Raw genomic sequence first — 12911 nt, 5'->3', positions numbered from 1 at the left:
TGGAGGGGAATAGGCCGAGTGCTCCATCCGAGGACGAATGCCGGCAACATGAAATGGACGAGTGGTGTCGGACATCTTCTGACACAGTCGTAAGCGTAAAGGAGAGTGGCGTGCTTGGTCGATTTCGGTGCGTATCCGCGGGCAGCAAAAGCAGGTCGGCGACATGACGGCATCCTTCGTGGTCAATGGTCGCTTTCTGACCCAGAATCTCAGCGGTGTTCAGAGATATGCCCGCAACATCGTGAGCGCGCTCGATCACATCGAGGCGGCACGTGGAGCCACCCTGTTTCACCCTACGGGCAGCCGGCATCCTGGCTGTGAAAGGCTGGATGCGGTCGAGCTGGGCATACTCAGCGGCTATGGCTGGGAGCAGGTCGAACTGCCGATCGCAGCGCGTGGGCGGCGGCTCCTCAACCTCTGCAACATGGCACCGGTCATCAAGAGCGAGCAGATCGTCTGCATCCACGACACCAATGTGCTTTCTTCACCCGGCAGTTACACACGCGGCTTTCGAGCAGTCTATCGGAGCCTCCAACCCCTGTTTGCCCGGCAGGCCGTCAGGGTCGCGACCGTCTCACATGCTTCGGCGCGGCAGATTGCCCGCTATCTGCCGATTTCGCTCTCGCAGATCGTGGTGCTGCCAAATGGTCACGAGCATGCGCTTCTGTGGAATCCGGATCAGGCCAGGCTCGCTGCAGAGCTTCCTGTGCATGCCGGAGACAGCCCATTCGTCCTGGCCATAGGCTCAGGCGCGAAGCACAAGAACATGTCGTTGCTGGTCGAGATTGCACCGCGCCTCGAGGCATCGGGCATCAACATCATCATAGCCGGTGGCAAGGAGATCGGTGAGCAGAACGGAGCCCCGCTGCCCGCCAATGTCCACCAGTGCGGTCGCGTTTCTGACGATGACCTCGCCTATCTGCTCGATCACGCGCTATGTCTTGCATTTCCGTCCCTGACGGAGGGCTTCGGGCTGCCGATCGTCGAGGCGATGGCGCGTGGCTGTCCCGTCATTTCATCCGATTGCGCAAGCATGCCCGAGGTGTGCGGCGCGGCGGCGCTCATGGCGTCTCCGCTCGATCCTGCACAATGGGTCAGGCACATCGAGATGCTTGCCATGTCTGCGCAGTTGCAGGCCGACCTTGCCGGACGGGGCCGGGAGCAGTGCAGGAACTTTTCCTGGCAGGATAGTGCTGAAGGCTATCTGGATCTGCTGGAATCTCCGGCGGTCACGAGGAGGCATGTTTCCCCCTCGGCGCCTGCGCCGCACATTGCGGCCGTGTTTGCCACGCTTGGGCGGCCGGAGGTCGTCTCGAAGACCGTACGGCACTTCCTGTCGAACCAACGGCTTCGTCCATCCTCGGTCATCGTTTCCTGCGCGACGCCCGAGGATGCCGGGGACCTTGTTCATCTCGAAGGGGTGAAGATCGTTTTGGGACCCGTCGGATTGGCGAACCAACGGAATGCTGCCCTCAACCAGCTTGACGCGACAACGGATATTGTCGCCTTCTTCGATGATGATTTCATCGCTCACCCGGACTGGTTGTCCGAAGCTGCACAGGTTTTTCAGGACGAGAGTTCTGTTGCCGGTATCACCGGGCATGTCATCGCGGATGGGATCAAGGGACCGGGCATTGCCTTCGACGAGGCCGCTCACATAGTGGAAGCCGCAACCGAAGCGGAAGCAGGGGCCCGTCGATGGCTCGAACCCTTCAGTCCCTATGGCTGCAACATGGCCTTCCGCATGAAGGCCATCGGACCTCTTCGTTTCGACGACCGGCTCGTCCTCTATGGCTGGCTGGAGGACCGGGATTTTGGAGCGGCACTGGCCAAGACAGGGGGACGCCTCATTCGATGGTCGGGCTGCCAGGGTGTGCATATGGGGGTCAAGAGCGGCCGCACCAGCGGCGAGCGCCTGGGTTATTCACAGGTCGCCAATCCCCTGTACATGCTGAAGAAGGGGACCATGAAACCTCATCTCGTGGCAAACCAGATCTTTCGAAACATGGCCAGCAATGTGGGACGGCTGTTCACGCCGGAACCCTATGTGGACCGGAAAGGACGGCTGAAGGGAAATCTTCGTGCGATCATTGAGGGAGTTACGGGAGAGTTGGCGCCAGAGCGGGCAGCCGTTCTCGGCCAGAAGCGGACGGTGGTCGCGAGCGATGGAAAGCCGGCAGGTGCAGGAAGGGCGTAGTGGCCCTGTTGCGTAACGACAGGGGACGCAGCCTGCGGGGAGGCCGGCTGCGAGGACCATGTGCGTGTTGATTTCAGGGGAGGGGGGAACGCGTGATGACGGGACTGACGGATGCCAGCGGGGTTGAAGGCCTCCCGCGTCGGGTTGTGGTGATCAGCGATCTTTCCGAGCCTAGGGACGGGCCGTCGGTGATTGCGTTGAGGAATGCCGGCATGCTCGCGGATCGCGGACTTTCGGTTGAGTATTTCTGTGGTGATTTTGGCCGTAACGAAGAGCTGGCCCGACGCGGCATCACCCTGCATGCGGTGGGTGCCAACGATCTGCGCAGCAGTTCCTTTGCAAGGGCCGTGGTCAAGGGGCTCTACAATGTCCCGGCGGCTCGACGGCTGAAATCGCTCATCCGGGCGAAGGACACGCCGGAGACGCTGTACCATGTCCACAACTGGTCCAAGATCCTCTCGCCCTCGATCTTTGACGCGCTCCGGCCGGTGATGAACCGCGTCATTCTCACGGCGCATGACTATTTTCTCGCCTGCCCGAATGGTGGCTATTTTCACTTCCAGGAAGGGCGGCCCTGCACGACTAGGCCGCTGTCCCTGTCGTGTCTGGGTGCCAATTGTGACCGTCGGTCTCGCCTTGAAAAGTTGTGGCGGATAGCCCGGGATATCGAACGGCGCCTTCTGATGGACCTCTCGGGGGCGGGGGCGATGGTTCTTGCCGTGCACGAAGGCATGGTTCCGCTGCTTGAGAGAGGCGGTATCCCGGCCGATGCCATCAAGGTGCTGCGCAATCCGGTTCAGCCGTGGTCTGACGCGCGCGTGCATGCTGAGGCAAATCACAGCTTTCTGTTCGTCGGTCGTCTCGAACACGACAAGGGGGTCTTGCTTCTTGCCGAAGCGGCAAAGCAGGCAAACGTGCCCATCACATTCGTGGGTGAAGGCGCCTTGGCTTCCGAGATCTCGGAGATCTACCCGGCGGCCAGGATCGCAGGGTTCAAGGATCGGGACGGGCTGAAGGAGATTGCGGCGGAAACGCGCTGCCTCGTCGTGCCGACGCGTTCACGCGAGACATTTTCGCTCGTCGCCTACGAGGCCTTCACGTCCGGCATCCCCGTGATCATCAGCGACTTCGCGGCCACGCGTGACGAGATCCTCGAACAGGGCGTCGGTTTGTCCTGCAACCCCTACGAAACCGGCGGTCTCAGCCGTTCCCTGATGGATCTGGCAGCAGACGACGGCCGCATCGCGAAGATGAGTGTCAAGGGTTTCCACGATCGGGAGGTATTGGCCCTGTCCTCGCAGGATTGGGAGCGCCGCCTTCTCGACATCTACCGGCAACAGATCCAGAGTGCCGGGACACGGCAAGAGGCTCGCATCCGCCGGAGCCGCCGCGTGACCGTCTCCATCCCGTTGCTCGGCTGAGCGTCTTCAGGAGCGCGCCTCCACCCAACAAGGCGCGCGGCTGCATGTCCTTCTGTCCGAATTTCGTTCGCAGCGGACCGCATAGACCATCGTCAGCAGCGCAGTATCTTCCTGGTCATCCGCAGAATGAGAGATTCGCAACTGTCCGGAGAACCAACGAGTTTCCACAGGATCAGGTCTGTTCCGGCGAAAATCGCCATGGCTAGCCCGGAGACCCAGGCCAGATCGAAAAAGGTCTGCAGCGCGCCGTCGTTCGAGCTGAACAATTGCTGTGTCGCCAGCAGGAAGACCGCCATGGGGATCATGGCAACTGTGGGACGGACCAGACTCGAAAGCTGTGCCAGAATGCCGAGCTGGATCAACTTTCCGACGAGGACGAGGTTCACCAGGAAGCCAAACACCGCGGCTATGGCATGGCCGATCAGCAGTCCTTGCAAGGTCATGGCCATTGTCAGGCCGACAATCAGGGGCACCTTCACACAGAACTCGATTGCCAGCTTCTCGAAGGCGACACGGGTCCTGTTGAGTGACATGGCAAGTGCCGGCAAGAGGACCGTTGGCGCATAGCCCACGGCAGCTGCGAAGGCGAGCCAGGTCAGGATCGGGGCGGTTTGCTGCCAGGCAGGGCCGAGGATCAGATGGATGATCGGATCTGCCAGCATTCCCATCGCGAGAAAAAGAGGGGCCATGATCGAATACACGCCTGCAGAGGCCTTCAGATAGACCTTGCCAAGGCCGCCGGATTGGCGCGCCATGACGAATGCGGAGAACAGGGGCGACGTGATGGGCTGGATGATTGCCTGGGCCGGCACGGCTATCAGATTGTCCGCCCAGGTGAACTGACCGAATGTTCCGATATCCACATAGCGGGGCAGAACCACCTTGTCTGATTGCCAGTTGACGGCCGAAAGGAGTTGTCGAGCGGCGTTCCAGCCCAGCATGTCGGAAAAGACATGCCATTCTGACAGCGTGAAGCGAAGGCGCTGGGGGGCAAGGAAAAACGAGGCGATCATCGCCAAGGCCGTGCTCGATATCTTGCCGATCGCGATCGCCCAGTAACTGCCGGTGGTGATCGCCAGGATGGCGGCAATGACGAGAGCGCCAGCCTTGGCTATGATATCGAGCGCCACATCCCGCCTGAAATCCAGGACCCTCGTATATTCCGTCAGTTTCTGGCTCACCAGTCCGCGCATGGCGGGCGCGAGTGACAAGGCGCATTGCAAGGCGACCAAGCGGGGTTCGTGATAAAGCAGCGACAGCGGCCATGCCATCACACAGAGGAGTGCGATGATTGCCAACGCGCGGAGCGCGGCCAGCGAGAGTGCGGTGTCATACATGCTCTCGGTGGGATTCTGATGGTTCAGGAGCGCCGCTCCCAGCGGCATTTCGGAGAGGGTCTCAACGATCAGCACGGCGGTCATCGCCATTGCGACGAGCCCGAATTCCGCCGGGCCGAGAAACCGCGCAAGGATCAGCAGGGTGACGAAATCGAGGCATTTCGTGAAGAGCCGCGCTCCCGTGGTCAAAAGCCCAGCCCTGACCGTTCGCTCGGAAAGCGGGGGGCTGCTCTTGCCGCCCGGAGCCGGATAGATATCGCCACCGGTATCGATCTGCGTCATGACCGGGGCCACATGACCTGGTCCCCCGCGGGTCGCCTGCGGCTGACTTTGACTGACATCATCGCGCCTTCATTCCCGAACGGCCCACATACAAGAGCGACATCGAAGCGATCCTGACCGCCGGGAGCCATCCGGATCGCCATCACTCGATCATCCAGATATGGCAGGTTCTCGAAGAGAGATTGAGTTGCCATTCTGTCTCCGGGCTAATCCTTTCGGCCGGGCAGAGGTAGAAGCTCGACAAGCGGATGGGCATTCCGGCATTGGTATTGCTCGGGCATGTGTTGGCACTTCAAATGGTCAGAGCTGATTGTACGTGACGGGTATTGGTGCCCCATCTATGGAGCCGCCCTCCGCCAATCCATCGGCGCACGACTGATCCTGTTCTGTCAGAATGGTCGCTGGTCCCGGCCTGCGACGACCTTCTTCAGGACGATGCGTTGCCACATTGCGATCCTGGAACATGGCCGTGGCTCTCGGGACATCGCGCCTGCAGACGAACGGTTTCCGGAAAAATTCGGTTGCAGTGTAACAAACGCTGATCTGTTTTGTCCTGTAGCTATCAAGGGCGTTTGCCACACAGGGGCACCATGGATCAGACACAGAAGAATGACGATTTCTCCAGCGCGCGCTGGACCCGGCCGAAGCGTTTCGATCGTAATCTCGTCGTCATCGGGGCAGGGTCGGCCGGTCTGGTCTCGGCCTACATCGCTGCGGCTACCAAGGCAAAGGTGACCCTGATCGAAGCCAACAAGATGGGCGGAGACTGTCTCAACTTCGGCTGCGTGCCCTCCAAGGCTCTGATCAAGAGCGCCAGGGTGGCCCATCAGATGCGCCATGCGGACCATTACGGCCTGGAGGCGGTCGAACCAAACGTGCCGTTCTCGGCCGTGATGGAGCGCATCCACAAGGTGATCGCCGAGATCGAGCCGCATGACAGTGTCGAGCGATACACCGGGCTCGGTGTCGAGGTGCTCGAGGGCTATGCGAAGCTGATCGATCCCTGGACGGTGGAGGTCGTCCTCAATGACGGCAGCACGCTGCGACTGACGACGCGTTCGATCATCATTGCAACCGGTGCGCAGCCTTTCGTGCCACCGATCCCCGGCCTCGCCGAATCCGGTTATCTCACCTCAGACACTCTCTGGGAGCGGCTCCGTGATCGACCGACTGCGCCACGGCGCCTCGTCGTTCTGGGTGGCGGGCCGATCGGCTGCGAACTGGCGCAGAGCTTTGCCCGGCTCGGCTCCGAGGTGATGCAGATCGAGATGGCACCACGCCTGATGATGCGGGAGGACGAGGATGCGTCCGCGCTCGTCGAAGCATCGATGAAGGCGGATGGCGTGAATGTCCTCACGAACCACAAGGCGGTCGGTTGCGGCGTTAATGGCGATGAGAAGTGGATCGAGGTCGAGCATGGCAGCGTTCGCCGTCGTATCGGTTTCGACGAGATCATCGTTGCTGTTGGACGTGCGCCACGGCTCAAGGGCTTCGGACTGGAGGAGCTCGGCATCAAGGTCGACCGCGTGATCGAAACCAACCAATACCTGCAGACGCTGCATCCTAACATCCTGGCCGCCGGTGATGTGGCGGGACCTTACCAGTTCACGCATGTCGCGGGACACCAGGCCTGGTTTGCCTCGATCAATGCGCTTTTCGGCGATCTCAAGCGGTTCAAGGCCGATTACAGCGTTATTCCCTGGGCAACCTTCACCGATCCTGAAGTGGCGCGTGTCGGGCTGTCGGAAGCCGAGGCGAAAGAGAAGAACATTCCGCACGAGGTGACGCGCTTCGGCATCGACGATCTCGATCGGGCGATCGCCGATGGAGCCGCTCGTGGCTTCGTCAAGGTGTTGACCGTCCCCGGAAAGGACAAGATCCTCGGTGCGACGATCGTCGGGGAACATGCCGGAGACCTGCTCGCGGAGTTCGTCTTCGCCATGAAACACGGCCATGGGTTGGGCAAGATTCTCGGCACGATCCATATCTATCCGACGCTCGCCGAAGCCAACAAGATGGTGGCCGGACAGTGGCGCCGCAAACACATCAACGGCTTCCTCCTTTCGCTGCTCGAGCGGTTCCAGACCTGGAGGCGCGGGTGATCGACGCGCGGATCCTGCCGCTTCAGCGGGCGGCACTTCAGCCTTTCGCCGCGTACCTGGCTGCGCGGGGTGTGCGCGCGGATCACATCAGCCTCGTCGGCTTTCTGGCAGGGCTCGGGGCTTTTGCCGCCCTGTGTTTCGGGGCGTGGCTGGTGGCGCTTCTCCTCATCCTCGTGAACCGGGCGATGGACGGCCTGGACGGCGCCGTTGCCCGGATCCAAGGGCCGACTGATCGTGGGGCCTATCTCGATATCGCGCTCGACATGGTGTTTTATGCGCTGGTTCCACTCGGGTTTGCGCTTCAGGCGCCGGAGATCCACGCGCTTCCGGCAGCCATGCTGATCGCCTCCTTCGTCGGTACCGGCTCTTCATTTCTGGCCTTTTCTGCGGCCGCGGCGAAACTCGGTCGCAAGGCGCCCGAATTTCCGACGAAGGGGATCTATTACATCGGCGGGTTGGCCGAAGGCTTCGAGACGATCGCGGTCTTTGTCGCCATGTGTCTCTTCCCGGGAAGTTTTTCCTTCTTGGCCTACGGCTTCGCTGCGCTCTGCGGGGTGACGACCGTCATCCGGTGGCGTCAGGGCTGGGTGGCGTTTTCGGAGGAGGAGCGATGAGTGGCGCTTCGACGGCTTCAGTTGATGTTGTTCACCGCGTCCAGCGCGTTGCGTACCGCCAATCTGGCGCGATGCAGAAGCACGCGCATGTTGCCCTCGGATATTCCGAGAAGGGCGCAGACTTCGGCCGGGTCGAGCTCCTGCTGGCCACGCAGGATCATGACCGCACGTTGAGCTGGCGGCAGCATTTCGATCGCCGCTGCGACATGGTGCAGGACACTACGGCCTTCGACATGGCGCTCCGGTGTGAGCTCTTCCCAGAGTTCCGGTACGGTGCGCCATCTTCCGCGCCCGTCGAAAGCCATCGCGAAGGGGGATTCGCCCAATTGATCGTCGAAGGAAACAGTGCGGCCCTCGCGACGAGCGCGGGTGCGTGCCTTGTTGATCAGGATTGCATAGATCCAGCTTGCCAGCGAGCTGCGCCCCTCGAAGAGATCGATGCGGCTGAGAACGGCAACCCAGGTTTCCTGTGTGATCTCCTCGGCAATGTCCCGCGCCGGGACGATGCCGGCGCAGAAGCGGACCATGGCGGCGTTGTGACGCCGATAAAGCATGTCGAAAGCCTGTTGGTCCCCTTTGATCAGGCGCAACACCAAGGTGTGCTCCTCTCCTTCGACTTTCCCCACATTGCCTCCTGCCTTCACGCCAGCGCCATTCGGGAAACACTTAGCAAAACAATCAACTTGGATGTCCAGCCGCATTCGGACCCATCAAGCCATAGTGACAATTGGTGTTCTGTCGATGCCGGCCTCGTGATCTTACAAGGCATGAAAACAGCTTCCGGAGAAGTCGATGAGTGATACGCGCTTTCCACTCGAAAACAGTCCAAAGGCCAGCCAAGAGGCGCCGGCAGTTCCTCCTCCGAAAAAGGCCCGTGTCTGGCGGTATGCGCCGGTTGGTTTCGTTCTTGCGGGTCTCGCGCTCGGTTATGCGCTCGGCCTGCAGGACTATCTCAGTCTCGGCTTCCTGGCCGAACAACGGGAGGCGCTGCGCGCCTATGTTGATGCCAATTTCCTTTGGTCATCGATGTTGTTCCTGATCGTCTATATCCTGGCCGTCGCTTTTTCGTTTCCGGCTGCCTCTGTCCTGACCATCTTCGGTGGCTTCCTGTTCGGCTGGATGATCGGCGGAGCGCTGGTTGCCGTCGGGGCCACGGTCGGCGCGTCGCTCCTTTTTCTCGCTACCCGTTCCGCCTTTGGCAGTTTCCTGCGCCACCGGGTCGACGGCTCCCTTCGCAAGCTCGCCGACGGTTTTCGTGAGAATGCGTTCGGCTATCTCTTCGTCATCCGGCTTGCTCCGGTTTTCCCCTTCTTCGTCGTCAATATCGCTGCGGCACTCTTCGATATCAGCCTCGGACGCTTCTTTGCGGCAACCTTTTTCGGCATCCTGCCGGGCACCTTCGCCTATGCCTATCTCGGCCAGGGCGTCGACAGCGTGCTGGTCGCCGCACAGGCGAGCGGACGAGAGGCGCAAATCTCCGATCTCGTCACGCGGGACATCACGCTTGCCTTTCTGGCACTTGCTCTGGTGGCTCTGATACCGACGATCATCCGCCAGGTTCGAAAGCGCGGAGACCGGAGGTGAGGGTGGAGGCCACAGAATCTGTCAGGCTCTGGAGCCATTTCAACATGTCCGGTGAGGGGTAAGCCATGTTTCGCTGCAGTGAAGTCGCCGACCGTGCCAGCCGCCTGATTGATGGAGAACTTGGCTTCTGGCCGTTGCTCAACATGAGGCTGCATCTGGCCATGTGCCGTGGCTGCCGGGCCTTCATCCAGCAGATGCGGACGACCTGTGATCTCACCCAGATTGCGGGAGCGATGCAGGATGTCGCCGTGCACGAGCCCGCATATGCCGAAGATATCCAGGAAGCCCTGGCGCGCCGCCGGGCGCGCTCCGGCGAAGAAACCTGAGATCCGGATGATTTCGACAACGTATTTCAAAGTTGGATCGATCACGCCCGAGGCGTCATCTGATCTCTATCAAGGGGAGTGGCAGATCATGCGTCTGATGAAACGAATTCTTGCTGCGGGCGTGATCGCCGGTGTCAGCGGCTTGCAGGCCATTGCGGCCGGGCAGGATTTGGCAGACTGGACTGCTGTCGAGAAGGCCGCCTCCGGCCAGACGGTCTATTTCAATGCCTGGGGCGGATCTGAGAACATCAACGCCTATCTCGAATGGGTCGGCGCCGAAATGCAGGCGCGCTACGGTGTCACTGTCGTTCAGGTCAAACTCGACGATACCGCGAGCGCCGTCGCCAAGGTGATTGCTGAAAAATCGGCCGGAAAGGATGAAGGCGGTTCTGTCGACCTCATCTGGATCAACGGCGAAAATTTTGCCTCGATGAAGAAGCAGGGCCTGCTTCTCGCACCGGGCTGGGCGACGTCACTGCCCAATTGGCGCTATGTCGACATCGAGAACCAGCCCACCATTCTGACCGATTTCACCGAGCCGACGGAAGGCCTCGAAAGCCCCTGGGGCGGTGCGAAAATGGTCTTCTTCTACGACAAGGCTCGTACTGATGCCACGGCACTGCCGGACAATGCCGCGCAACTGCTCGACTGGGTCAAGAAGAACCCCGGTCGCTTTTCCTATCCCGCTCCGCCGGATTTCGTCGGATCCTCTTTCTTGAAGCAGGTGCTGAGCGAGGTGATTGATGATCCGGCCAAGCTGGCAAAGCCGCTGAAGGAGGAGACGTTCGAGCGCGACGTCGAGCCGCTCTTTGCCTATCTTGATCAGTTGCATCCGGTCGCCTGGCGCTCGGCGAAAACCTTTCCGCAGAATTATCCGGACATGAAGCAGAAGCTGGCCGACGGCGAGCTGGACATCATCTTCGCATTCAATCCTTCGGAAGGTTCCGCAGGCATCAAGGCGGGGGAGCTGCCCGATACGGTGCGCTCGTTCACCTTCTCGGGTGGCACGCTCGGCAATACCCATTTCGTTGCCATTCCCTACAATGCCAATGCAAGGGAAGGAGCGCTGCTGACGGCGAACTTTCTGATCTCGCCGGAGGCACAGTTGCGCAAGCAAGACCCCGTTTCCTGGGGTGACCCGACCGTTCTTGCCATGTCAAAACTGCCGGAGCCGGATCGCGCGGCCTTTGCTGCCCTTGACCTCGGTGTCGCAACCCTTGCGCCGGACGAGCTCGGACCAGTGATTGCCGAACCGCATGCAAGCTGGATGGAGCGCATCGAAGTCGAGTGGCGTCGGCGCTACGCAAGCGGCAACTGATCCGTGGCAGCCCGACTGGCCGATCACGCCCTCGTCGACCGACTGACCGCACTCCTTCCCCGGAGTGTGGTCGTGCTCACGCTCGGGCTCTTGCTGCTGCCGATCACTTTCGGCCTCTTCGGTACGCTGCTGCCGGCCTTTGGATTTTTCCCGGCTCTCGGGGGGCATGCACTCAGCCTCGACCCGTTTCGTAATCTTCTGGCGACGCCGGGGCTTCCTACTGCCGTAGTCCTGAGTGTGGCAACGGGTCTTGGCGCCACGGTCATCTCTCTCGGCGTGACGCTGATCTTTGTTGCCAGCTACGCGGGCACGCCGACGCTGTCACGGCTGCAGCATCTGCTTTCGCCCCTGCTTGCGGTCCCTCATGCAGCCGCTGCCTTCGGTTTTGCCTTCCTGATTGCGCCGTCAGGCTTCCTTATCCGCCTCGTTGCCCCTCTCGTGGGCATCGACCGTCCACCGGACGTTCTCATCCCGCATGATCCCATGGGGCTCACGATGATTGCGGGTCTGGTGATCAAGGAAACGCCGTTCCTGTTTCTCGTAACGCTCGCGGCCCTGCCACAGGTCGACCTTCCTGCTGCCCGCAGGCTCGCGGCCTCCTTCGGTTATGGTCGGATCGCCGGCTTCGTCTATCTGCTCTGGCCGGCGCTCTACCGACAAATGCGTTTCGCGGTCTATGCCGTCATCGCCTATTCGTCTTCCGTCGTGGATGTCGCCTTGATCCTCGGTCCCAACCTGCCGGGCACACTCGCCACTCGCCTCGTTCAGTGGATGAACGATGCGGACCTTTCCGCGCGGTTCCTCGCCTCGGCTGGTGCTGTGCTGCAACTGGCCGTGACACTCGGGGTCCTGCTGGCTTGGTTCGGTCTCGAGCGGCTCTTTGCCATTCTGCTCCGTGTATCGAGGGAAACGGGGCGGCGGTTTGTCAGGGACCGTTTTCCGCGCCTTGCGTCAATCCTGGTGGTCGGTCTGATCGGTGCCGCCGTTTTCGCGGGTCTTGCGGTTCTGGCCATGTGGTCGCTCGCCGGCCTCTGGCAGTTTCCCGATCTCCTGCCACAGAGTTTTACGCTGCGGAGCTGGATGAATGCTCTGCCGCGTGTTGCCGATCCACTGGTGACGACACTGGTGACGGGATTTGCCTCGACGCTGCTCGCCGTCCTCCTCGCCGTGGGCTGTCTGGTGCGCGAGAACCAGACGGGACGGACCGGTGGGGAGAAGGCATTGCTCATGCTCTACCTGCCGCTGATTGTCCCACAGGTCACCTTCGTCTTCGGCCTGCAACTCCTCTTCATTGGTAGCGGCAGCGAGCAGCGCCTTGCGGCCCTCGTCCTCGTTCACCTGGTTTTTGTCTTGCCGTATGTCTTTCTATCGCTTGCCGATCCGTGGCGGGCGCTGGATCGCCGCTACGAGATCATCGCAACGGGGCTCGGTCGGTCTCGGTTTGCGGTGCTTGTCTCCATCCGCCTTCCCATGCTGCTCCGCCCGATCCTCACGGCCGCAGCCGTTGGCTTCGCCGTATCGGTCGGGCAGTATCTGCCCACGCTCCTGATTGGCGAGGGGCGTTTATCGACCATCACAACGGAGGCCGTCGCGCTCGCCTCCGGCAACAATCGCCGCGTTATCGGAGTTTATGCCCTGCTGCAAACGATCCTGCCTTTCCTCGCCTTCGCGCTCGCCATCCTTTTGCCCGCCGCGCTGCACCGCAATCGTCGGGACATGAGGGTTTGACA

At 61.2% G+C, this 12911-nt stretch carries 10 protein-coding genes; 8 read left to right on the top strand and 2 right to left on the bottom strand.

The window, feature by feature from the left end; translation table 11 throughout:
- The first annotated feature begins 163 nt into the window (after positions 1–163).
- Entirely contained in the window at positions 164–2197 is a 2034-nt protein-coding gene (locus LJE98_RS15505) for a glycosyltransferase (RefSeq protein ID WP_229576123.1), read from the top strand.
- A gap of 95 nt (positions 2198–2292) precedes the next feature.
- A complete protein-coding gene (locus tag LJE98_RS15500; RefSeq protein ID WP_229576122.1) occupies positions 2293–3618 on the top strand; it encodes a glycosyltransferase family 4 protein in 1326 nt (441 codons plus the stop codon).
- 92 nt (positions 3619–3710) lie between these two features.
- On the opposite strand, the gene LJE98_RS15495 is transcribed toward LJE98_RS15500, so the two are convergent.
- A complete protein-coding gene (locus tag LJE98_RS15495; protein ID WP_229576121.1) occupies positions 3711–5237 on the bottom strand; it encodes an oligosaccharide flippase family protein in 1527 nt (508 codons plus the stop codon).
- Between the two features lie 590 nt (positions 5238–5827).
- On the opposite strand from LJE98_RS15495, the gene LJE98_RS15490 reads away from it, so the two are divergent.
- Positions 5828–7339, top strand: coding sequence for a dihydrolipoyl dehydrogenase family protein (locus LJE98_RS15490; protein ID WP_229576120.1), 1512 nt, complete (start codon positions 5828–5830; stop codon positions 7337–7339).
- Complete coding sequence (locus LJE98_RS15485; RefSeq protein WP_229576119.1) at positions 7336–7953, top strand: CDP-alcohol phosphatidyltransferase family protein; 618 nt, start codon at positions 7336–7338, stop codon at positions 7951–7953. The genes LJE98_RS15490 and LJE98_RS15485 overlap by 4 nt, the downstream gene beginning before the upstream one ends.
- 17 nt (positions 7954–7970) lie before the next feature.
- On the opposite strand, the gene LJE98_RS15480 is transcribed toward LJE98_RS15485, so the two are convergent.
- Positions 7971–8579 carry an RNA polymerase sigma factor gene (locus LJE98_RS15480; protein WP_229576118.1) on the bottom strand — a complete coding sequence of 203 codons (609 nt, stop codon included), beginning with the start codon at positions 8577–8579 and terminating at the stop codon, positions 7971–7973.
- A gap of 166 nt (positions 8580–8745) precedes the next feature.
- Here LJE98_RS15480 and LJE98_RS15475 point away from each other — a divergent pair, with 166 nt between their 5' ends.
- From LJE98_RS15475 to LJE98_RS15460, 4 genes are all read left to right on the top strand, one after another.
- Complete coding sequence (locus LJE98_RS15475) at positions 8746–9537, top strand: TVP38/TMEM64 family protein (protein ID WP_229576117.1); 792 nt, start codon at positions 8746–8748, stop codon at positions 9535–9537.
- 65 nt (positions 9538–9602) lie between these two features.
- Entirely contained in the window at positions 9603–9863 is a 261-nt protein-coding gene (locus LJE98_RS15470; protein ID WP_229576116.1) for a zf-HC2 domain-containing protein, read from the top strand.
- A gap of 85 nt (positions 9864–9948) precedes the next feature.
- Positions 9949–11181: an ABC transporter substrate-binding protein gene (locus tag LJE98_RS15465; protein ID WP_229576257.1), complete on the top strand. Its 1233-nt coding sequence runs from the start codon at positions 9949–9951 to the stop codon at positions 11179–11181.
- 42 nt (positions 11182–11223) lie between these two features.
- Complete coding sequence (locus LJE98_RS15460; RefSeq protein WP_229576256.1) at positions 11224–12909, top strand: ABC transporter permease; 1686 nt, start codon at positions 11224–11226, stop codon at positions 12907–12909.
- The last annotated feature ends 2 nt before the right edge of the window (positions 12910–12911 follow it).

This window comes from Rhizobium sp. 'Codium 1' (assembly GCF_020889605.1).
GTDB classification, from domain to species: Bacteria; Pseudomonadota; Alphaproteobacteria; order Rhizobiales; family Rhizobiaceae; genus Allorhizobium; species Allorhizobium algae.
This window is presented reverse-complemented; position numbering and strand designations above follow the sequence as displayed.

Excerpts from the sequence above, each read along its gene's own strand:
- LJE98_RS15495 (WP_229576121.1), bottom strand. The coding sequence starts at position 5,237 with ATGACGCAGATCGATACCGGTGGCGATATCTATCCGGCTCCGGGCGGC.
- LJE98_RS15505 (WP_229576123.1), top strand. The coding sequence starts at position 164 with ATGACGGCATCCTTCGTGGTCAATGGTCGCTTTCTGACCCAGAATCTC.
- LJE98_RS15500 (WP_229576122.1), top strand. The coding sequence starts at position 2,293 with ATGACGGGACTGACGGATGCCAGCGGGGTTGAAGGCCTCCCGCGTCGG.
- LJE98_RS15470 (WP_229576116.1), top strand. The coding sequence starts at position 9,603 with ATGTTTCGCTGCAGTGAAGTCGCCGACCGTGCCAGCCGCCTGATTGAT.
- LJE98_RS15490 (WP_229576120.1), top strand. The coding sequence starts at position 5,828 with ATGGATCAGACACAGAAGAATGACGATTTCTCCAGCGCGCGCTGGACC.
- LJE98_RS15475 (WP_229576117.1), top strand. The coding sequence starts at position 8,746 with ATGAGTGATACGCGCTTTCCACTCGAAAACAGTCCAAAGGCCAGCCAA.